Genomic DNA, 20,100 nt, shown 5'->3' with positions numbered 1-20,100 from the left:
TGTCAGCACGAGGAAGTAACAGATGCGACAGGTTATCACGACCAGGGCGGCGCCGAGCGCCATCGGCCCCTATGTGCAGGCCACCCGGATTGGCAACATCCTATACACCTCCGGTCAGATCCCACTGGACCCGGTGAGCGGCGACGTTGCGGAGGGGATCGAAGCGCAGACCCTGCGCTCCCTGCAAAACGTACAGGCGATTGTCGAGGCGGCAGGCGGCGAGGTGCGCAACATCTTCAAGACCACGGTGTTTGTCTCGGATCTGAACGACTTTGCTGCGGTGAATCAGGTCTACAACGACTTCTTCACCGAGCACGATGCCATGTATCCGGCGCGCTCTTGCGTGGAAGTGGCCCGCTTGCCGAAGGATGTGAAGATCGAGATAGAGGCGATTGCTGCGCTGTAACCCCATCGGGAGTGTGTCAGCAAGCCAAAACAGAGCGGCTGCCAATGGCAGCCGCTTTTGTCTATATGGTCATCGGGCAGATCAGGCGATCCGTTCGATACGAGCCATGTAAAAGCCGTCGAAGCCGGTTTCGGACGGGCTCACGGTGTGATCGTCACGCAGACGGAAGTTTTCGTTGGCGGCGAGGAACTTGTCCACCTGCTGGCGGTTCTCCTCGGGCAGGATGGAGCAGGTTGCATAGACCAGCAGGCCGCCGACCTTCACCATCTGGCTGTAACGCTGCAGGATCTCTTCTTGCAGCGCGACCAGTACCGGCAGACGCTCGGCGGTATCACGCCACTTGGCATCCGGATTGCGCTTGAGGACGCCCAGACCGGAGCAGGGCACGTCCAGCAGTACGCGGTCGGCGCTCTCTTTGAGGCGCTTGACGGTCTTGCTGCTGGTGATGACCCGGGTCTCCACGTTGTGGGCACCGGCGCGACGGGCGCGCTGCTTGAGGTTCTCCAGCTTCCACTCTTCCACATCCATTGCCAGCAAACGGCCTTTGCCCTGCATCATGGCGGCGATATGCAGGGTCTTGCCACCGGCACCTGCGCAGGCGTCGATGACGCGCATGCCTGGGGTAACCTCCAGAGCCGCTGCAACCAGCTGGGAGCCAGCGTCCTGCTGTTCGAAGCAACCATCGGCAAAAGCCTTGGTACGGAACAGGGCGGCGTCGGAGGTGACCTGCAGGGCTGTCTCCACACCTTCAACCGGAATGGTGGTGACATGCTCTTTGGCCAGCATGGCTTGCAACTCATCACGGGTACACTTGAGGGTGTTGACCCGCAGGTAACGCTTGGGCATCCAGGCCAGCGCTGCACGCTCGGCCGGCCAGGCTTCACCCAGCTGCTCGCTGCCCAGTTTCTCCAGCCAGCTCGGGCAACCATCCATCAATACCGGGTTCTTCTTCGCCTCGGTCAGACGGCGGCGGAATGCTTCTTCATTGAAGCGATCCAGGGTCGGGTGGTTGGGCTGGGCAATTTTGTGGAAGGCGTGCCAGCTGTGCAGCAGTGGCCAGACATTCTTTTCGGCCTGACGCACCTGAATGCCGGTGAGGAAACAATAGAGGCTGAGACGGCGCAGCAGGTCGCCGGTGACCAGAGCAATCCTTGCCTGTTCTTGCGGTTTGAGTTCGATGCCGGAGAAGTGACGGGCATAGGCGCGGTCGAGGGTAAGACCCTGACCGAGCACATCGTCAACAATGGCAACGACCAGATCCCCGAAACGGGGCAACAGTGGGGATTTGAGCATGAGATTAACCTTGGCCAGATAAAGATGAACCGCACCTTTGTGAAGAGGAGCAGTTCTAAAATTGACAAATCCGCGCAATGATAGGGGTTAGACGGGGTTGGCGCAACACTCCCACTCGGGAATGGTGGAAAGGGTTGCTTCAGCTTTGTATTGATGTGGCCGAATAAAAATAAAGTACAGGCCGCAATTCAGGCGATTGCATTAATACAAGGACTAAAAACAATGCATGTGACGAAATACTCTAGGGTGGCCTTGCTGGTTGCCAGCATGCTGGGCTCAACCAGCCTGATGGCCAGCGAGTGGAGCACGGTAGCCGCCAGAGCGACTGCGGAGCAAGGTTATGAGGTGCGGGCCAATCAGTTTCGAGTGGCCAAGGTGCCGCTCGACTATTTTGCCGGACTGCAAGCCGGGGTGAGTGAGCTGACCCTGCCGCTGCCCGATGGGGGGGAGGTCACCTTTGCTCTGGAAGCCTACGACTTGCTGCCTGCAGATCTTGCCGCCAAGTATCCGCAGATCCGCACCTTCAAGGGGTACAACCCGGCGCATCCGATAGAGACGGGGCGCTTCGATCTGGGGCCACAGGGTTTCCATGCCATGTTCAGCCATCAGGGCAAGATGGTGTTTGTCGATCCGCTGCGCAATGCCGAAGGGTATGCCGTCTATTACCAGCAGGATGCCCATAGTCGCCTGGAGGATGAGGCGGACAAGGTGCTTGGCCATGATGCCGACAGGGCGTTGCAGCAAAGGGTGCAGGTGGATGGTAATGTGCGTAAGCGCTACACCATCGCCATTTCGGCGACGGGGGAATATACCCGATACCACGGAGGCTCCAGGGTTCTGACCATGGCGGCCATCACAACCCTGCTCAACCGAGTGAATCAGGTCTATCAACAGGATGTGGGGGCCGAGTTTGTATTGGCCAGTGGCAATGACAACCTGGTCTTTACCGATCCGGCCAGCGATCCCTTTGATAACACCAATGCGGATGCTGATCTGAACGTAGATGTGCAGGCTCAGGCGTTTGCTGCCGGGGATGTGGGGGCATTTGATATCGGCCATGTCCTCAATACTGGAGGCGGTGGTTTGGCGAGTTTGGGGGTGTTATGTGTTGATACCCTGCCACCCTATTACGCCTATGGCGCCAAGTCATCTGGCATGACGGGTTCAAAAGAACCAGTCGGTGATGCTTTCTTTATAGACTATGTGGCCCATGAAATTGGCCACCAGTTTGGTGCCGAGCATACCTTCAACGGCACGACCGGCAATTGTGGTGCGGGTAACCGTGCTGAGGAGCAAGCTTGGGAGCCGGGCAGTGGCAGCTCCATCATGGCCTATGCCGGCATCTGCGGTGAGGAGAATATCCAGCCACACAGCGATCCCTATTTCCATAGCAAGTCCATCGAGCAGATGCGAGCTCATATGGCGAGCGTATCGACCTGCGGAACCACGCTCGCGTTGAGCAATAATGCTCCGCAGGTTGCGGCCGGCAACGATTATGTGATCCCGGCCAATACGCCCTTTGCCCTGAAGGGGGCGGGGGCGGATCTGGATGGTAACCCTCTGCTCTTCAACTGGGAGCAGATCGACAAAGGCACCGAATCGAGCAGCGTCGCTACCATGGTTGACGATGGCTCCCGGCCGCTGTTTCGTTTTGTCTCTCCCACGGCATCGCCGGAGCGGATCCTGCCGAGTTTGCCATCCCTGCTCTCCGGCACGCTTGCCAAAGGAGAGGCCTGGCCGACCACCAACCGGGATCTCAATTTCAGACTGACGGTGCGAGATGGTCAGGGTGGCGTTGCCAGCGATGACATGAAGGTGCAGGTGGTCAATACCGGCACAGCATTTCGCATCACCAGCCCAATTTCCGGGGTCACCCTCACGCCCGGGGGGAGTCAGGCAGTGGCATGGGATGTGGCGGGCACAACTGTGGCGCCGATCAGTTGCAGCAAGGTGGACATCTCGGTGACCCAGGATGAGGGCGCAAGCTGGACAATGCTCGCCGCCGGACAACCCAATAACGGCGCAGCAACGGTAACGTTGCCTGCCGATCTCACCAGCAGTGTCAGGCTGAAAGTGGCTTGTAGCGACAACATCTTCTTTGCCATCAGTCCCCTCAAATTGCCTCTGGTGCAAGGTGGCTCTAATTCAGGTGGCGGTGGTGGTGGCGGGGTGCTCGGATTGTGGACGCTAGCACTGGCGCTGCTTGGCTGGCAACGGAGGCGCAAATGAAGGGAGTCCCTCTGTTGCTGCTTGCCATGCTCGGCGGTTGTCAGGCCGATGCCAGCACCCTGGAGCAGGAGCTGAGTGCAAACCTCGCCAGGCAGGATTACCGCCTGATAGTGATAGCTGGGCGGGGAGAGTTCGCCCCTGGTATTGCAGCCGAGCAGCAGGCAGAGGCCAAGGCGCGCTGTGGCAAGCGTTATCTGGATGGATTGGGCGATGTGATAAGGCCCGGCCAGCACGAAACGCATGCCAAACTGAGTGCCTACGCCAGCGAGTTTAACCGGCGCATGGTGATTCATTGCCCGATAGCATCGGGCGCGGATAAGCAGTAATACGCCAACGAACCAATCCAAATGGGGGGATATTCAGCCTCCTATCTATCCGTGAAGGCGCCAATGGCGCCTTCACTTTTTTCCGTTGTTGAATGGGGTCAGTCTGTATCGCCTGAGATGGGGAGCGTGGGTGTAGCACGATGTCTCAGCGTGACAGAAGTTTTGTGCGAATTTTCTTTTCTGTCTGTCACGCAGATCGTCAATTGACGCTGCACCATACTTGTTGTCACCAAGGTAGGGCAAGGAGGCTCTATGAAGCATGGCATTGCGGTGATTATCACCAGTTTGTCTGTTCAGGTTGCAGCAGAACCACAGTGGACCTTCATGGATGAAAACTTGGAAAGGGGAGGGATCTATGATGTGCGAGCTGAAAAGGTCAGAGTGGTGGTTCCTGACAAGCCTTTTGAACCCGGGCATCTCGCCAGTGTGTTGACTTTGCCACTGCCGGATGGCACTACGGTGCAGTTTGATGTTCATCCCAATGCCTTGCTCCCGGAGCCTTTGGCCCAGCGTTATCCATCTATCAATACTTACAGTGGGAAGGCTATCGATCGGGCGGCGGATACAGGCCGATTTGATGTCACCATACATGGTTTTCACGGTATGTTTACCCATCAGGGGCGTACCTTTTATGTCGATCCGCTTCAGAATGGTTTCTCCTATGCCGTTTATGAACAGCAAGATGCCTGGCGGCGACAGGATGTGGATCAGGTGATTGATCCTCATGGTATCGAGCGTGAGCGAGCTGTGCTGGTCGATGGCAATTTGCGCAAGCGCTATACCATCGCCATCTCGGCAACCGGAGAATATACCCAGTATCATGGTGGTACCAAGGTTGCTGCACTCTCTGCTATTGCAACACTGCTTAATCGGGTCAATGAAGTCTATCGCCGTGATGTGGGGGCCGAGTTTCAGCTTGCAGCCGATACAGACAAGGTGATTTTCACTGATCCGGCGACGGATCCTTTCACCAACTCGACTCAGGATATTGCCATCAATCAGGTCCAACAGGATTTGCTGTTGAATCCATCCTTTGATTTGGGCCATCTGCTGGCGACATCAGGCGGCGGGGTGGCGACCCTGAGATCCCTCTGTAACCCGTTTAGCCGTTCACGGGGCATGACCGGAGGGTCACAGCCTATCGGCGATGCATTCTTTATTGATTATGTGGCTCACGAATTGGGGCACCAGCTGGGGGCCGAGCACTCCTTCAATGGCATGGCCGACAGTTGTGCGACAGGTCGCAAGGCTAGCTCAGCCTGGGAGCCGGGCAGTGGCTCGACCATCATGGCCTATGCCGGGATCTGTGGTGAGGAGAATCTGCAGGTTAACAGCGCACCTTTCTTTCACAGCAAGTCGATCGAGCAGATGCGTACCTTGATGGCCTATTTACCCTCCTGCGGCACCGACCTAGCACTTGCCAATAATGCGCCGGTCGTGGATGCGGGTGTTGATCGCGTGATCCCGGCCAATACCCCTTTCACCCTTGGCGGCAGCGCGCTGGATCTGGATGGGGATGCCTTGAGTTACACCTGGGAGCAGGTGGATCTGGGCAACGCATCCAGCAGTTTGGCCACCATGGTGGATGATGGGTCACGCCCGCTGTTTCGCTTTGTCTCGCCAACTTCGGATCCCCGCCGAACCTTGCCTGCCATGAGCTCGCTGATCACGGGTGTGCTGGCCAAAGGGGAGGCGTGGCCAGCGACCAATCGCAATCTCCAGTTCCGCCTTACCGTACGTGATGGTCAGGGGGCGGTCAGCAGTGATGAGATGGTGGTGCAGGTGATCAATACCGGCGCGGCATTTGCCATCACAGCCCCACAGATTGGCGCCATGGTGGCGGGTAGCACTCAGCTAGTGACATGGAATGTTGCCGGTACCGATCAGCCTCCTATCAACTGTCCCAGCGTGGATTTGGCACTGACACAGAATGGCGGTTCTAGCTGGACTACGCTGGCAAGCGGGCTTGTCAATAACGGTTCGGCCAGTGTGGTGTTGCCTGCACCGTTGATCAGCACGGCTAGGCTGAAGCTGGCATGCAGCAATAATATTTTTTTCTCTATCAATGGGATAAGAGGTAATGCGTCGGCCACTACGGAAAGTGCAACTGTCATTACCGACAACAATACGGGTGGCGGCGGCGGCGGCGGTGGTGGTGCGGTGAGTATCATTGTGATCATCCTGATGGGAGGTGCAGCCGGATGGCGCAGGTATTACGGTTAGCCGTCAGTTTGCTGTTTCTGCATATCTGCGCAGCGCCTGTTGTGGCCGCATCACTGACCGAGGCAATAGATGAGAGTCTTGCTGCTCAGGATTATCGGCTCATCGTGCGCGGCGGGCGTGGCGGCATGGCCCCGGGGGTTGTGGAGTCATTGCAAGCAGAAGCGAGAACCCGGTGCGGAGTCCGTTATCTGAAAGGGTTCGGAGATGTGATTGAGATGGGCAAGGAGGCGGAGTTTGAGCAGCGGATTGACTATGCCACCCGATATAACCGACAGATGCTGGAAAGGTGCATGCCGGAGGCGATTCAGAGGTAATAGTTTGCAGGTAAACACAGCGGGGAGGCAGTTGCCTCCCCGCTGTGTTATGGCTTGTCACTGACAGATGAGCGGAGCACAATGCCTGCGTCACTCTCTTGATGGTCGTGGAACCATTATTTATTTGAAGGAAAATCAAGATGATGGATGTTGCTGATCTGCGCCGTGAATACTCCCGTGGCGGGCTGCACCGGGCCGATCTGCCGGCCGAGCCGCTGGCGCTGTTCGAGAAGTGGTTGGCGCAGGCTTGTGAGGCCAAACTGACCGATCCCACCGCCATGGTGGTGGCGACGGTGGATGCCGATGGTCAGCCCTGGCAGCGCACTGTGCTGCTCAAGCACTACGACGCCCAGGGGATGGTCTTTTACACCAACATGGGCAGCCGTAAGGCGCAGCAGCTGGAAGGCAACCCCCGTATCAGCCTGCTCTTCCCCTGGCACACGCTGGACAGACAGGTTCATGTGACTGGCCGGGTGGAGAAGATGAGCACCTTCGAGGTGATGAAGTATTTCCACAGCCGCCCCAAGGATAGCCAGATCGCTGCCTGGGTCTCCAAGCAGTCGACCCGCATATCGGCCCGCGGCGTGCTGGAGGCCAAGTTCCTCGAGCTCAAGCAGAAGTTTGCCAATGGCGAAGTGCCGCTGCCGAGCTTCTGGGGCGGATTCCGGGTGGTGATCGAGACGGTGGAGTTCTGGCAGGGGGGCGAGCACCGGCTGCACGACCGCTTCTACTACACCCGCGACGGGGATGGCTGGCATATCGAGCGTCTGGCACCCTGAGCGCACTGTTCAATTCTGTTTTCACAAGGAGTGTGTATGCGTCTGTATGGTGATCTGCGTTCCGGCAACTGTTACAAGGTGTGGCTGCTGGCCCGCTGGCTGAAGCTGCCCCTTGAGTGGGTTGAGGTGGATATTCAGGCGGGGGATACCCGTACCCCCGCATTTCTGGCCAAGAACCCCAACGGCAAGATCCCGGTGCTGGAGATTGGCCAGGGCGATACGCTGGCGGAATCCAATGCCATCCTCTTCTATCTGGCGCAGGGCTCGTCTTTGTGGCCAACCGATCCGCGCCAGCAGGCCGAGGTGCTCAAATGGATGTTCTTTGAGCAGTACAGCCATGAGCCCTACATCGCGGTGGCCCGCTTTATCGTTCACTATCTCGGCCGACCCGAGTCGCAGGAGGCGCGGCTCGACAGTCTGAAAGCCGGTGGCGAGAAGGCGCTGGCGGTAATGGAGCAACAGCTGAAACAGAGCCCCTACCTGTGCGGTGATGCGCCGACCATCGCCGATATCGCCCTTTATGCCTACACCCATGTGGCAGAGGAGGGGATCTTCTCTCTGCAGGGGTGGCCCGCTATCCGTAGCTGGATCGCCCGTATCGAAGCCCATCCCCGTCACCTGACGCTGCCCGCGGCCTGTCAGGCCAGCTGATGGAACTGCTGATCGAGGCCAGTCTGTGGCAACCGCAGTGGGCTGCGCTGTTGCCGCACTGGCAGCAGCAGGGTCATCGCTGGCAGCTGCTACTGGGCAAAGAGGCGGCCGCCGTCCTCGATCAAACCGATGCTCCCTGGGCGAGCAGTCCTCCTGACGGGGTGCTCTGCCCGGGAGCCCTGCTGGCTGCCTGGCTCGATGGGGATCTGCTGGCGGATTTTCATGTTGATCCCAGCCGCCAGGTTCTGATCAGTGCCTCCACCTCGCTGCTGACCCTCGCCAGGGAACAGGGGCTGCTCACCCTTGGCCCTGTGGGGGCCGATCTGCCGCTCACCCCCGAGACCGATTTGGGCGCCGTGCTTAATCGCCTGCTGGCGCTCTGCGTGACGGTGCCGACCCTGGCTGAGGGGCATTTGCTATCAGGTGTCGTATTGCGACCACTGCAGGCCGCCGATGAGCGCGAGATAGTGCGCTACTGCAGCGACGAGGCGCTGGCGCGCTACACCCTCAATATTCCTCACCCCTATCCGCCGGAGGGGGCCCGCGACTGGCTGGCCCTCAGCTGGCGCAAGGCGGCGCTTGGCCTTGGCTGGAGCTGGGCCATCACCTTGCCAGAGGAGCAAGGTGCGGCGTTGCTTGGGGTGATCTCCCTGCACTGGAATGGCGAGCTCGCCTGGTGGGTGGGCGTGCCCTGGCAAAATCGCGGTCTGGCGACCCGGGCCGCCAGCTTGGTCAAGGGGTTCGCCTTTGACCAACTGCAACTGCCTGCGCTGACGGCTCGCCATATGCCAGACAATTTAGCCTCCGGCCGGGTGATGGCAAAAGTGGGGATGCACTATCGCGGGCGGCGCCATATCAGCGGTCGCCAGTCGTGTGAGGTGAGCTACTGGCGGCTGGATCGCCCCCTCTCCTTGCCAGCCCCTTTACTTGATGAGATTGATCATTGGCTGGCGGATGAGCGGATCGCCGTAGTGATCCTGTGTGATCCCGCAACGACCAATCGGCAGAGTGCCAACGGAAAGCAGGCTATCTCGCTCTTTGTGGATGAGAGGGGCGCGGGGGAGGAGTCCTGCTCTATTCGCTGCCCGCCGCATCTTGAGAGGTCTCTGGAGCTGCACTGTTACCCCGTCGAACTGCTGGAGCAGGCCGAACCGGAGCAGTTGTCCCATCTTGGCGGCGTCTTGCTGAAAGACAGGGATGAACAGGGGCTGGCGTGGTTGCTGCAACTGGCCGCGCTGCAGCGTCAAGGGCCCGAGCGGCTTAGTCGTGAGGAGCGCGCATCACGGCTCCACTGGTTCAACCAATTGATGGCGCAGGCGCTGGGTGGTAACTGTGACTCGTCGCAGATACGCTATCAGCAGTTACGGCTGCTAGTGGAGCTGCCGGAGCTGGTCGATGAGCTGGATGGTTGTTGGCATCAAACGCCCGAACTGACTTTTGAGCGGTTGGCGCGGGAGGCTCCCGCCCTTTGGCTGGCCTACCGCGAGGCGATGAACAGGGTCACCCCGGCGACGCTAACCGCCTTGCAGCAGCAGTTTGCAGCTCGTTTTCCTGAGTGCACCCTCCCATTTTTGGACAAAGGTACTCAGAGTGACCAGCCGTTATGTGGAATAATGCCTGCTCTGCTGTACGAGGAGTAATACCTGATGTTGAGAACCGAGCGCCCCGGTGACATGCTGCCGGTCTATGAGCTGCTGAGTGCCGCCTTCGGTCGTTCCGATGAGGCCGAACTGGTCAACCGCCTGCGCGAATGTGGTGCTGCCGTGGTGACCATGGTCGAAGAGGAAGAGTACGAGTTCATGGGGCACCTGATGCTAAGCCCGATCACCATTAACGGCATGGAAGGGCCTTGGCTCGGTCTGGCGCCGGTCGCGGTTCATCCCGACTGGCAAGGCCAGGGGATTGGCTCGGATCTTATCCGTGAAGGGCTTGATACGGCGCTCGAGATGGACTGGAAAGGGGTCGTTGTACTCGGGGATCCGGCCTATTACAGCCGTTTCGGTTTCCGCCCGGCCAGCGAGTTTGGCCTGCACTGCATCTATGAGGTGCCTGCCGACTGCTTTATGGCGATGGAGCTGCAGGAGCGCGGTTTTGCGGGTGTGCAGGGTGAGGTGCTCTATCACCCCCTGTTTGATGAACTCCCCGACGAGCTGCCGGACGCGCAGGCAGAAGTGTCCCATTTATAGCGAGACGTCGCAGCGACAAGCCATAACGAAAAAGCCCTCATCGAGGGCTTTTTCATCTTGTATTGGTCCCTGCCGGGCTTATTCGAGCAAATTGGCTCAGGCAATGATGTCGAGCTGGGTGCCCTTGCGATTATCTTCGCCCACCATGTCACCCATCTGCTGGGCGAGCGGGCTCTGCTGGAATTGCATGTAGTCGCTCAGATTCTGCTGGCGCTGGTAGCGATTGGCCGCCTGATAGAGTTCCGCAGTGCTCGGGCCCGACTTGCTGTCGCTCTCCTGACCGCTGGCCTCCAGGTAGCGCTCCACCACGGCCTTATCTTGCTGGTTGGCCGTATAAGAGACCGCCAGAGTTCTGCGAGCCGTTGCTTTCTCTTCGCTCTGCGCCTGCACTTCATCCTTCTTGGCCAGTGCTTCGTTACGGGCCTGACTGACCTGCTCGGGTGTGACAGTCGGAGAGGAGGGGTATTTGCCGTAATCGGGCAGCGGCATGGGTCGGGAGGTGATTTGCATGGTGGCGCTTCTCTTTTGAACAGGGACGGACGCATGATACTCATCGATCTTAGTTCAATAAATCACCACTTGTCGGTTCATCAAGAGTGGGTTCAGTTTCGCGCATCGATTGTTAATTGAACCGTATCTGAGTGACAAAAAAGGCGCCATAAGGCGCCTTTTTGTCGTTCAGTCATCGCTGGATCAGTTGAAGAACCAGTACCCGCGGTTGACGAGACGGGTCAGCAGTTGCAGGAAACCGGCCTGATCGGCCAGCTCCACCATATCGGCTTGAGTGATGATGTCTTTGTCACACAACAGCGAAATGGCGGCCGCGTCTTCGCTCTGCAGGGTCCAGGCTTCGCCGTCGATGAAGCACTGCTGGCTTTCGCCGCTAAACCAGACGGTGCGCAGACCCGGCACCTTGATGGCTGGCTCGCCCTGGGTCAGCAGGTCGGCCACTTCCTCGGCGCTGTAGTCCGGCTCCACCGGATTGACGTCCAGATCGTGCTTGGCCTCGGAGATCATGGTGCCGAACCACTCCTTGAACAGAGTCTCGTCATCGAGGGCCTGCTGCATCAGCTCGCGCAGACGGTGCAGCTCGTGGGGCTGGATCTCGCCGTGACGGGCGCGGGGCTTGAGATCTGCATCGCCGTAACGCTCGGTACGCACCTCGTTGTCGATCAGGTGATCGGCAAAGGAGGAGATAAGCGCCTTGGCATCCGGCGCGCGGAAGCCCACCGAGAAGTTCATGGAGGGCTCGATGGCGTAGCCTTCGTGGGGGAATCCGGGCGGAATGTAGAGAATGTCACCCGGCTCCATGATGACGTCGATGATCGCCTCGAACGGCTCGCAGTGCAGCAGGGCGGCGTGGGCGGCAAACTCGTTGAGCGGCTTGGCATCGCCAACCCGCCAGTGGCGTTTGCCCAGACCCTGGGTGATAAACACATCGTAATTGTCGATGTGGGGGCCGACACCCGCATGGGGGGTGGAGAAGCTCACCATCACATCGTCAAAGCGCCAGCCCGGAATGAACTGGAACGGCACCGCCAGCTCGTTCACCTCGGGAGCCCAGTGGTTGCAAGCCTGTACCAGAATGGTCCAGTTCTCTTCGCCCAGATGGTCGTAGGATTCGAAGGGGCCGTGGGCAGCATCCCACTTGCCGTCGAAACGGGTGACGAGGCGGGACTCTACCACCTCTTCCATGGCCAGACCCGCCAGCTCGTCCGGGCTGATGGGATCCTGAAAGTCCTTGAAGCCACCCTTGATAAGGAGCGGGCGCTTCTGCCAGTAGTGCTCAAGGAAGTGAGCGATATCCAGATTGAGTTCGTACATGCTGTTTCTCGTGTCTCGCAAAGAGGTTTTGCCCAAGGCAGGCTTGGGAAAAGCCACTCGGGATCCTGCCGTGGCAGGGAAAATAACAGGGGCCCTGTGGCGTATCGTGCACAGGGCCCCTTCGTCACTGCCGGTTGGCTTACTTCAGCAGATCGACCAGACGCTGGGCGTCACCGATGTAGTTGGCCGGGGTCAGCTTCTTCAGCTCAACCTTGACCGCTTCCGGCAACTCTAGGGTGTCGATAAAGGTACGCATCCCTTCGGCATCGACGCGGCGACCACGGGTCAGCTCCTTGAGTTTCTCGTAGGGCTTCCCGATACCGTAGCGGCGCATCACGGTCTGGATCGGCTCGGCCAGCACTTCCCAGTTGGCATCCAGATCGGCGGCCATGGCGGCGTCGTTGGCTTCCAGCTTGGAGATGCCCTTCAGGGTCGCCTGATAGGCAATCAGTGAGTAACCCACCGCCACACCCAGGTTGCGCAGTACGGTAGAGTCGGTCAGATCACGCTGCCAGCGGGAGATGGGCAGCTTGCTCGCCAGATGCTGGAACACGGCGTTGGCCAGACCCAGATTGCCTTCGGAGTTCTCGAAGTCGATGGGGTTGACCTTATGCGGCATGGTGGAGGAGCCGATTTCCCCCGCGATGGTGCGCTGCTTGAAGTGACCCAGGGAGATGTAACCCCACACATCGCGGTCGAAGTCGATCAGGATGGTGTTGAAGCGGGCCATGGCGTCGAACAGCTCGGCGATATAGTCGTGCGGCTCGATCTGGGTGGTGTAGGGGTTCCAGGCCAGACCCAGGGAGGTAACAAACTCCTCGGAGAACTGGTGCCAGTCCACATCCGGGTAGGCGCTGAGGTGGGCGTTGTAGTTGCCGACCGCACCGTTGATCTTGCCGAGGATCTCCACCGCCATGATCTGCTTGAACTGGCGCTCCAGACGGTAGGCGACGTTGGCCATCTCCTTGCCCATGGTGCTCGGGGTCGCCGGCTGGCCGTGGGTGCGGGAGAGCAGCGGCATATCGCGGTACTCGTGAGCCAGACGCTTGAGCTCGCTGATCAGCTTTTCGCAATAAGGCTTGATGACCTCTTCGCGGGCGGTTTTCAGCATCAGACCGTGGGAGTTGTTGTTGATGTCTTCCGAGGTGCAGGCGAAGTGGATGAACTCGCTGACAGCCGCCAGCTCCGGGTTCACTTCAACCTTCTCTTTGAGGAAGTACTCCACCGCTTTCACATCATGGTTGGTGGTGCGCTCGATCTGTTTGATGCGGGCGGCGTCACTCTCGTTGAAGTTGCTGACGATGCCGTCGAGCAGGGTGTTGGCGGCCGCGCTCAGGGCAGGGACTTCCGGGATCCCGGCGTGGCTGGCCAGTTTTTGCAACCAGCGCACCTCGACTTCGACGCGAAAACGCAGCAGGCCGAATTCGGAGAAGATAGGGCGCAGGGCATCGGCCTTGTCGCCATAACGACCGTCAATCGGGGAAACAGCAGTCAGCGCGGACAGCTCCATGGGGTGAACTCCTGATGATTTGTGTGGGGGATCCGTATCCACTCGCGCGTGGGGCTGAGTCGTTGTCAGGGCGGATGTGCGGCTGTTCACCCTGATGTTGACCTCGCTTGCCCGCGCGCGAGCCGATGATTAGTAACGCTTGGCCAGTTCCACCATCTTCTTGCGAGCGAAGATGATCTGGGTGCGGCTGCCACCGAGCTGACGCCACAGCACGCAGGCACGAATGCCCGCCAGCAGCAGGGCGCGCACCTTGTGCTGCACCAGCGGCTGTTGCAGGAACAGCGGGGTACCCGCCACCTGGATGCGCGGCCCGATGGGGCTGATAAGATCGCTGTAGATGCTCGCCATGTTGGCCAAAATCTGCTCGTCGAGCAGATCGAAGTGCTGTTGCTGGCGGCCAATCTGGCTGATCCGCTCACCCAGCATATTGAGAATGTCCTTGCGCTTGGCCAGCTTGCGCTCCAGTGCAATCAGGCTTACCACGTAGCGGGTCAGCTCGGCATTCTTCTGGCTGCCGTCGGCACCCAGCTGCTCGACCAGCGCACGGTAGCCGTCGCGAATGGCCAGATGGGTGTTGTTGAACACCTCGAGCGGCTGGCTCGGGTTGGTCACCAGAATGCTGGAGAGGCTCTCGCGCAGGGCAGCCTCGTCACAGCTGCCGTCTCGGGCCACCTTCTGCACCAGATACGCGGCCTGGCAGATGCCGGCAAAGGCCATTGTTCTGTCTTGGAATTTATCGCTCACGTCTGCTGCCTTCTGTTAAGGATTCAAACCGGATGGCTGAAACGTTGTTCGATGATGCCGCCGCCCAGACACACTTCCCCGTCGTAGAAGACGGCGGACTGGCCCGGGGTCACCGCAGCCTGTTTCTCGTCGAAGATGACCCGGATGGTCTCGTCGTCGATGGGCTGGATCAGGCAGGGGATATCCTGCTGACGGTAGCGGGTCTTGACGGTGCAGCGACGCGGCTCGCGAATGGGAGTGCGATCCACCCAGTGCAACTGGCTGGCAATCAGGCCATCGGAGTAGAGGCGAGGATGCTCGCCCTGCGCCACCACCAGCACGTTGCGCTCGACCTCTTTGTCGACCACATACCAGGCCTCTTCGGTGGCATCCTTTCGACCACCGATACCGAGCCCCTTGCGCTGGCCCAGGGTGTGATACATCAGACCCTGATGCTCGCCGATCACCTTGCCATCCACGGTCTCGATTTTACCGGGCTGGGCGGGCAGGAACTTGGCCAGGAAGTCCTTGAACTTGCGCTCGCCGATAAAGCAGATACCGGTGGAGTCTTTCTTCTTGGCGGTGATGAGATCCAGCTGCTCGGCGATGCGGCGCACCTCGGGCTTCTCCAGATCGCCAACCGGGAACAGGCTCTGACCCACTTGCTTCTCGCTCAGGGTATAGAGGAAGTAGCTCTGATCCTTGTTGGTATCGAGACCGCGCAGCAGGCGCGGGCGGCCGGTGCTGTCGTCACGGCGCACATAGTGGCCGGTGGCGATGTAGGTGGCACCCAGCTCTTCGGCGGCAAATTCGAGGAACGCCTTGAACTTGATCTCCTTGTTGCAAAGGATATCGGGGTTTGGCGTGCGGCCAGCCTTGTACTCTTCGAGGAAGTGCTCGAACACATTGTCCCAGTACTCGGCCGCGAAGTTGATAGTGTGGAGTTTCATCCCCAGCTTGTCGCAGACGGCCTTGGCATCAGCCAAATCCTGGGCGGCAGAGCAGTACTCGTCCGTGTCGTCTTCTTCCCAGTTCTTCATGAACAAGCCTTCGACCTGATAGCCCTGCTGCTGGAGCAGGTAGGCCGAGACGGAAGAATCCACGCCGCCGGACATGCCGACGATCACCTTGATTTGGCTGTTGTCTGTCATTAGTCGAAGTTACCAGTTCGTTTAAACGGGGCGTATTCTACCAGAGTTTTGCGCCCCCGGTCACATCTCCATGCCACTGTCCCCATCAGGAACCTTGCGACAGGAAATCGTTTTTCTTGTGGCGATTGCCAGCGGATGCCTGCTCTGTCCCTAGCTCTGGATAAAGGCCTTGAGCGCCGAGAGCGGCAGGCGTGTTCCCGCCAGATAATCCTCGATGCACTGCCACACCAGCGGGCTTCTCAGGGCCGGTTTGCACTCGGCGATCTCCTCCAGGGTGAGCCAGTGGCAGGCGAGGATATCGCCGTCAGGATCCTCTGGATGGTGCTGACCCGGCGCTTTTTCAAGGTCGAAGATGATGGCTGTGCGCACATAGGTGGCCTCGCTGTCGGCCGGTTTGTAGAGATAGGTGCCAAGCCAGGAGGTAGGCGTGGCGGTCAGCCCCGTCTCCTCTTTCAGCTCGCGGCAGGCGGCGGTGAGCAGATCTTCACCGGCCTCCACATGGCCGGCGGGCTGGTTGAAGCGGCGCTGGCCTTTTATCTCCTCTTCCACCACCAGAAAGCGGCCCTGCCACTGCACCAGCGCGGCAACCGTCAATCTGGCCTGCATGCGCTCATGCGGCGTTTTTTCCTGCGATGCAGAAAGGTTATCGCTCATAAGGACTCCTTGTCTCGTTACCGGTTTGGCCCCGGCCGGAGCGGGGGCTCGATTCAGCGCTGTTCTTTACTGTTCGATTGCCAGCGGGCTGCGCGTCACTTCGAGGGGTTGTTGCGGGCCGGTCGGCGCGCGGTACCACGGCCGCTGCTGCGATTGGCCGGGCGGGGGCTCGCGTCACGGCTGTCGCGCCGCTGGCCCTGACCATGCGGGCTTCGGGTCGGTTGGGAAGCGCGTGGATTGCTGCTGCCCGTGCCCTGACTGCGCGGTTTGTTGGGTGCCTGTGCCCTGCGCGGGGCTGGCGCCAACTCGGGAGCGGGCAGGGCGCGGCTCTCGCCGGGGGCCAGACCATCTAACGTCCAGTCGCCGATGGCGTAGCGAATAAGGCGCAAGGTGGGGTGGCCGATATGGGCGGTCATCCGCCGTACCTGGCGGTTGCGCCCCTCCACTATCTTGATCTCCAGCCAGCTGGTGGGGATCTCCTTGCGATCGCGGATCGGCGGATTGCGCGGCCACACCGCAGGTTCATCCATGATACGCGCCCCGGCGGGCAGGGTCATGCCGTCATTGAGCTCCACACCGGCGCGCAGGGCGGCCAGTTTCTCTTCGCTGGGGATGCCTTCCACCTGCACCCAGTAGGTCTTGGGGGTCTTTTCCCCAGGCTGGGTGAGGCGCGCCTGCAGCTTGCCATCGTTGGTGAGCAGCAGCAGCCCCTCGCTGTCGCGATCGAGCCGCCCTGCGGCGTAGATGCCGGGCTCTTTGATGTAATCCTTGAGAGTCTCGCGGCCCGCCTCGTCGGTGAACTGGCAGAGCACCATATAGGGCTTGTTCAGCAGGAGCAATTTGCGATCCTCTGGGGCCAGCTCCGGTTTGCGGGGGGATGCATGGCGGGGGGCGGCGGGTTTGGCCGCCGTGCGCGGGGCGTTATCGCGCGGCGCGCGGCTGACAGAGAGACGGGAGCGGGGAGATTTCATCGGATACACACTTCAGACAGACGATGGCAGCGAGTGTACCACAGGGTGCTGAGGGCAGGATGAATGGCTGGCGTTACAGCAAGCAGCGCCCGGAGCCAATTCGCCTAGCTCAGCAGGCTCTCGATCACGATAGCCTGACGGGCGGGGGGCGAGCCCGCCAACAGCAGGGCGTGGCTGACCACATCGTCGATCATCGCCTGCGCCAGTCGGGTGAGGGGGCGCAGGGTCTCCCGTCCGCTACCAACCGGCACCGCCAGCAGAATAATGGTCTGCACCGGCCCGATTTGAGAGCCCCACTCGATGGGCTCCTTGCAATTGAGCAGGGTCAGCGCTGGCTGGCTGATCCCTTCGCTCAATACATGGGGCATGGCAAGGCCGGGGCGGATGATGGTGGCTGAGACCTGCTCGCGCCGTTCCACCGCGGCGGTCAGTGTGGCGCGGTCGGTGATCAGCTCGGCGGGCAGCAGATCGATCAGATGCTCGAGGGCCTCGGCCTTGCTCAGCGGTTCGGGGCTGTGGGCCAGCTGGCGCAGGGCAAACTGGTAGTCGGGCAGGGCGTTGGCCAGTCGCAACTCCGCCAGTGCGGCGGTGTGCGGGCGCACCAGCGGTTGACCCAGCTCCCCGCACCAGCAGGTGAAGGCCATGTGGGCGAGCTCGGCATCGCACCCTTCGATCTGCAACTGGCAGAGATCGCCGGGTTGGGTGGCGAGGGTCAACAGGGAGAGCTGGTTGCTGGCGGCAACGGTCTGGCGCCGGGTGAGGTTGGCGCAGCGGATGGTGGATTTGAACATCCCCGCCAGCCGGTTCAACTGCTTGGCCTGGGTGATGCTCAACCCCTGCTGGCAGTAGAAGGTGATTTCGCGGGTCAGCATCAGGCCGGGATCGGCAGGGCCTTGAGTACGGCGTTGGCATCCAGCAGCACGGTTTCCAGTCTCACCTGATGGATGGTGCAGCCGAGGAAGCGCTCTTTCTGCTCAATCTCGATATCGGAGGCAATCAGCACCAGGTCGGCGCTGGCAATATCGCGGGCGGTCAGCATGTTTTCCATGCCCATGGCGCCCTGTGTCTCGACCTTGATCTTGAGTCCCAGCCCAGTGGCGGCTTTTTGCAGGGCATCGGCAGCCATATAGGTATGGGCGATACCGGTCGGGCAAGCGGTGACGGCGACGATCTTCATCTGCTCTCTGTGATGCTGACAAGGGGGAGCAACAAGATAGCGCCAGCGGGGGGCTTTTACCAAAAGTCCATATGAAAAGTGGGATCTTGATGGGGATATGCCCGTCCCTTGAACGGCAATGCAGGCTGATATGGGCTAGTTGGGAGTGGGGTTTCCCAAAAAACAAGGGCCACCCCTGTGGGTGACCCTGAACAATCTGCGTCTGTTGTTATGGCTATCAGGCGGTCTGGGCAGCCAGCTCGGCGGCTTTCAGTTCGCGCTTGATGCGGCGGATTTTGCGCTCTTCGGCGACCGCGACACAACCCATCAGCACCAGACAGGCGGCGGCTGCGATGTCCAGCGCCGCGAAGGTGCCGGTCCAGCCGGTCAGGCCGAAGATGGGGGTGCCATCGGCGATCATGCCCAGACCCAGTTTGGCGAAGCTGTCACCAATCAGGTAAGCGAAGGTGCCCTTGACGCCATCGGCCACGCTGATGCCCTGCTTGGGGACGAAGCCCACGGCGGCCACGCCGATCAGCAGTTGCGGACCAAACACCAGGAAGCCCAGGGTGAACAGGGAGCCCAGGAACATAAACTGGGTGGTCGCATGCTGGTAGAGACCCAGGGTGGCGATGATCAGCGCCAGTGCCACGCAGGCAACCAGACCACGACGACCATTGGCCAGATCGGAGAGGTAACCCCACATCAGGGTGCCGACTAGTGCGCCCACTTCGAAGAAGGTAAAGCCCTGAATAGCCACATCTTTGGAGAAGCCCAGCTCCTGGTGGGCATAGACGGTAGACCACTGGTCGATACCGATACGCACCACGTAGAGGAAGATGTTGGCAAAGCAGAGCAGCCAGATCACCTTGTTGAGCAGCACATACTTCACGAAGATCTGCCACTTGGTCAGCTGCTGCTCTTCGGTAGCGATATCCTCTTCGCTCGCTACTTCGTCAAACAGCTCTTCCACCTTGCCAAGGCCGTAGGCTTCCGGTGAATCGCTACCAAAGCGCAGGCCGATAAAGCCGACGATCAGCGCGATGATGGAGGGGAAGATAAACATGCCGAGCACGTTGCCATCAAACAGGTAGTTGGCACCGAACAGCGCCACACCGGCTGCACCGGCACCGCCCACGTTGTGGGAGAGGTTCCACATGCCCAGATAGGTGCCGCGCTTGTTGCGAGGGGTCCACTTGGTGATGGTGGAGTAGCTGCAGGAGCCACCACAGCTCTGGAAGAAACCGCTCAGGGCATAGAAGAAGATCATGAAGTAGAGGCTGAAACCGGTGCCGCCCATGCTGGCACTGAAGCCCAGCATGCAGAGCGCGGAGAGGATCAGCATCAGCGGCAGGAATTGCTTGGTGTTCTTGCCGTCGGCGTAGTAGGAGACGATGGTCTTGCCCACCCCGTAGGTGATGGAGAAGCCAAGGCCGATCATGCCAAGCTCGGTCATGGAGAGACCGTACTCCTGGATCATGTCATTTTGCGCAATGTTGAAGTTCTTGCGGATCAGATACATGGTCAAATAGCCAATAAATACAACCAGATAAGATTGCATAAACGGCTTGAACCAGAGCTTGCGCCGGGCTTCGACCGGCAGGTCCAGGGTGGGGACCCGGACCTGTTGGAGCAATTTCAACATCTTCGTTCATCCTCTGCGAGATAGACGGTATTTCCGCCGCGCCCCTCATTTGTAGATAG

General features: G+C 59.9%; 20 protein-coding genes. 9 read left to right on the top strand and 11 right to left on the bottom strand.

Annotation, left to right across the window (positions count from 1 at the left end):
• Positions 1–22: 22 nt before the first annotated feature.
• Complete coding sequence (locus G5229_RS15285) at positions 23–406, top strand: RidA family protein (RefSeq protein ID WP_421209515.1); 384 nt, start codon at positions 23–25, stop codon at positions 404–406.
• Positions 407–487: 81 nt separating this feature from the next.
• Here the strand turns inward: G5229_RS15285 and G5229_RS15280 are convergent, their stop codons facing one another.
• Positions 488–1,699 (bottom strand): RsmB/NOP family class I SAM-dependent RNA methyltransferase, encoded by a 1,212-nt coding sequence (locus tag G5229_RS15280; RefSeq protein ID WP_421209513.1) that lies wholly within the window; start codon positions 1,697–1,699, stop codon positions 488–490.
• 222 nt (positions 1,700–1,921) lie between these two features.
• On the opposite strand from G5229_RS15280, the gene G5229_RS15275 reads away from it, so the two are divergent.
• From G5229_RS15275 to G5229_RS15240, 8 genes are all read left to right on the top strand, one after another.
• On the top strand, positions 1,922–3,928 hold the full coding sequence (locus G5229_RS15275) for a reprolysin-like metallopeptidase (RefSeq protein ID WP_421209511.1): 2,007 nt from the start codon (positions 1,922–1,924) through the stop codon (positions 3,926–3,928).
• Positions 3,925–4,254, top strand: a complete 330-nt coding sequence (locus tag G5229_RS15270) for a hypothetical protein (protein ID WP_421209510.1) — start codon at positions 3,925–3,927, stop codon at positions 4,252–4,254. The genes G5229_RS15275 and G5229_RS15270 overlap by 4 nt, the downstream gene beginning before the upstream one ends.
• A gap of 252 nt (positions 4,255–4,506) precedes the next feature.
• On the top strand, positions 4,507–6,477 hold the full coding sequence (locus G5229_RS15265) for a reprolysin-like metallopeptidase (protein ID WP_421209509.1): 1,971 nt from the start codon (positions 4,507–4,509) through the stop codon (positions 6,475–6,477).
• A complete protein-coding gene (locus G5229_RS15260) occupies positions 6,456–6,791 on the top strand; it encodes a hypothetical protein (protein ID WP_227341066.1) in 336 nt (111 codons plus the stop codon). Before G5229_RS15265 ends, G5229_RS15260 begins: the two co-directional genes overlap by 22 nt.
• A gap of 140 nt (positions 6,792–6,931) precedes the next feature.
• The gene (pdxH, locus tag G5229_RS15255) at positions 6,932–7,570 is read left to right on the top strand and encodes a pyridoxamine 5'-phosphate oxidase (RefSeq protein WP_005353629.1); all 639 of its coding nucleotides are present in this window, start codon (positions 6,932–6,934) and stop codon (positions 7,568–7,570) included.
• A gap of 36 nt (positions 7,571–7,606) precedes the next feature.
• Positions 7,607–8,221 carry a glutathione S-transferase family protein gene (locus G5229_RS15250; protein WP_421209507.1) on the top strand — a complete coding sequence of 205 codons (615 nt, stop codon included), beginning with the start codon at positions 7,607–7,609 and terminating at the stop codon, positions 8,219–8,221.
• The gene (locus G5229_RS15245) at positions 8,221–9,861 is read left to right on the top strand and encodes a GNAT family N-acetyltransferase (protein ID WP_421209505.1); all 1,641 of its coding nucleotides are present in this window, start codon (positions 8,221–8,223) and stop codon (positions 9,859–9,861) included. The genes G5229_RS15250 and G5229_RS15245 overlap by 1 nt, the downstream gene beginning before the upstream one ends.
• A gap of 6 nt (positions 9,862–9,867) precedes the next feature.
• Positions 9,868–10,407, top strand: a complete 540-nt coding sequence (locus G5229_RS15240) for a GNAT family N-acetyltransferase (protein WP_005344037.1) — start codon at positions 9,868–9,870, stop codon at positions 10,405–10,407.
• A gap of 96 nt (positions 10,408–10,503) precedes the next feature.
• Here the strand turns inward: G5229_RS15240 and G5229_RS15235 are convergent, their stop codons facing one another.
• From G5229_RS15235 to uhpT, 10 genes are all read right to left on the bottom strand, one after another.
• Positions 10,504–10,917: a hypothetical protein gene (locus G5229_RS15235; protein WP_266134046.1), complete on the bottom strand. Its 414-nt coding sequence runs from the start codon at positions 10,915–10,917 to the stop codon at positions 10,504–10,506.
• Between the two features lie 183 nt (positions 10,918–11,100).
• Complete coding sequence (locus G5229_RS15230; protein WP_005353621.1) at positions 11,101–12,231, bottom strand: cupin domain-containing protein; 1,131 nt, start codon at positions 12,229–12,231, stop codon at positions 11,101–11,103.
• Between the two features lie 139 nt (positions 12,232–12,370).
• Positions 12,371–13,741 carry an adenylosuccinate lyase gene (gene purB / locus G5229_RS15225; RefSeq protein ID WP_421209503.1) on the bottom strand — a complete coding sequence of 457 codons (1,371 nt, stop codon included), beginning with the start codon at positions 13,739–13,741 and terminating at the stop codon, positions 12,371–12,373.
• A 129-nt stretch (positions 13,742–13,870) separates the two neighbouring features.
• Positions 13,871–14,485, bottom strand: coding sequence for a high frequency lysogenization protein HflD (gene hflD, locus G5229_RS15220; protein WP_005334622.1), 615 nt, complete (start codon positions 14,483–14,485; stop codon positions 13,871–13,873).
• A gap of 23 nt (positions 14,486–14,508) precedes the next feature.
• Entirely contained in the window at positions 14,509–15,615 is a 1,107-nt protein-coding gene (gene mnmA / locus G5229_RS15215; RefSeq protein WP_005353619.1) for a tRNA 2-thiouridine(34) synthase MnmA, read from the bottom strand.
• Positions 15,616–15,765: 150 nt separating this feature from the next.
• On the bottom strand, positions 15,766–16,269 hold the full coding sequence (locus tag G5229_RS15210; protein WP_421172556.1) for an NUDIX hydrolase: 504 nt from the start codon (positions 16,267–16,269) through the stop codon (positions 15,766–15,768).
• Positions 16,270–16,364: 95 nt separating this feature from the next.
• Positions 16,365–17,240 carry a 23S rRNA pseudouridine(2457) synthase RluE gene (gene rluE / locus G5229_RS15205; RefSeq protein WP_421209501.1) on the bottom strand — a complete coding sequence of 292 codons (876 nt, stop codon included), beginning with the start codon at positions 17,238–17,240 and terminating at the stop codon, positions 16,365–16,367.
• A 104-nt stretch (positions 17,241–17,344) separates the two neighbouring features.
• Positions 17,345–18,112 (bottom strand): PTS sugar transporter subunit IIA, encoded by a 768-nt coding sequence (locus G5229_RS15200; protein ID WP_421209499.1) that lies wholly within the window; start codon positions 18,110–18,112, stop codon positions 17,345–17,347.
• Complete coding sequence (locus tag G5229_RS15195) at positions 18,112–18,417, bottom strand: PTS fructose transporter subunit IIB (RefSeq protein WP_005334611.1); 306 nt, start codon at positions 18,415–18,417, stop codon at positions 18,112–18,114. Before G5229_RS15195 ends, G5229_RS15200 begins: the two co-directional genes overlap by 1 nt.
• Before the next feature lie 217 nt (positions 18,418–18,634).
• Positions 18,635–20,041 carry a hexose-6-phosphate:phosphate antiporter gene (uhpT, locus tag G5229_RS15190; protein ID WP_005353611.1) on the bottom strand — a complete coding sequence of 469 codons (1,407 nt, stop codon included), beginning with the start codon at positions 20,039–20,041 and terminating at the stop codon, positions 18,635–18,637.
• Positions 20,042–20,100: the final 59 nt, after the last annotated feature.

It is taken from the genome of Aeromonas sp. 602396 (genome assembly GCF_049173735.1).
In the GTDB taxonomy this organism is placed as follows: domain Bacteria; phylum Pseudomonadota; class Gammaproteobacteria; order Enterobacterales; family Aeromonadaceae; genus Aeromonas; species Aeromonas veronii_A.
The sequence above is the reverse complement of the archived record's forward strand: the minus strand, read 5'-3'. Positions and strand labels throughout refer to the sequence as shown.

Bases quoted from the DNA above. Each gene is read 5' to 3' on its own strand.
- G5229_RS15285 (WP_421209515.1), top strand. From the start codon at position 23: ATGCGACAGGTTATCACGACCAGGGCGGCGCCGAGCGCCATCGGCCCC.
- G5229_RS15280 (WP_421209513.1), bottom strand. From the start codon at position 1,699: ATGCTCAAATCCCCACTGTTGCCCCGTTTCGGGGATCTGGTCGTTGCC.
- G5229_RS15275 (WP_421209511.1), top strand. From the start codon at position 1,922: ATGCATGTGACGAAATACTCTAGGGTGGCCTTGCTGGTTGCCAGCATG.
- G5229_RS15270 (WP_421209510.1), top strand. From the start codon at position 3,925: ATGAAGGGAGTCCCTCTGTTGCTGCTTGCCATGCTCGGCGGTTGTCAG.
- G5229_RS15265 (WP_421209509.1), top strand. From the start codon at position 4,507: ATGAAGCATGGCATTGCGGTGATTATCACCAGTTTGTCTGTTCAGGTT.
- G5229_RS15260 (WP_227341066.1), top strand. From the start codon at position 6,456: ATGGCGCAGGTATTACGGTTAGCCGTCAGTTTGCTGTTTCTGCATATC.
- pdxH (WP_005353629.1), top strand. From the start codon at position 6,932: ATGATGGATGTTGCTGATCTGCGCCGTGAATACTCCCGTGGCGGGCTG.
- G5229_RS15250 (WP_421209507.1), top strand. From the start codon at position 7,607: ATGCGTCTGTATGGTGATCTGCGTTCCGGCAACTGTTACAAGGTGTGG.
- G5229_RS15245 (WP_421209505.1), top strand. From the start codon at position 8,221: ATGGAACTGCTGATCGAGGCCAGTCTGTGGCAACCGCAGTGGGCTGCG.
- G5229_RS15240 (WP_005344037.1), top strand. From the start codon at position 9,868: ATGTTGAGAACCGAGCGCCCCGGTGACATGCTGCCGGTCTATGAGCTG.
- G5229_RS15235 (WP_266134046.1), bottom strand. From the start codon at position 10,917: ATGCAAATCACCTCCCGACCCATGCCGCTGCCCGATTACGGCAAATAC.
- G5229_RS15230 (WP_005353621.1), bottom strand. From the start codon at position 12,231: ATGTACGAACTCAATCTGGATATCGCTCACTTCCTTGAGCACTACTGG.
- purB (WP_421209503.1), bottom strand. From the start codon at position 13,741: ATGGAGCTGTCCGCGCTGACTGCTGTTTCCCCGATTGACGGTCGTTAT.
- mnmA (WP_005353619.1), bottom strand. From the start codon at position 15,615: ATGACAGACAACAGCCAAATCAAGGTGATCGTCGGCATGTCCGGCGGC.
- G5229_RS15210 (WP_421172556.1), bottom strand. From the start codon at position 16,269: ATGAGCGATAACCTTTCTGCATCGCAGGAAAAAACGCCGCATGAGCGC.
- rluE (WP_421209501.1), bottom strand. From the start codon at position 17,240: ATGAAATCTCCCCGCTCCCGTCTCTCTGTCAGCCGCGCGCCGCGCGAT.
- G5229_RS15200 (WP_421209499.1), bottom strand. From the start codon at position 18,112: ATGCTGACCCGCGAAATCACCTTCTACTGCCAGCAGGGGTTGAGCATC.
- G5229_RS15195 (WP_005334611.1), bottom strand. From the start codon at position 18,417: ATGAAGATCGTCGCCGTCACCGCTTGCCCGACCGGTATCGCCCATACC.
- uhpT (WP_005353611.1), bottom strand. From the start codon at position 20,041: ATGTTGAAATTGCTCCAACAGGTCCGGGTCCCCACCCTGGACCTGCCG.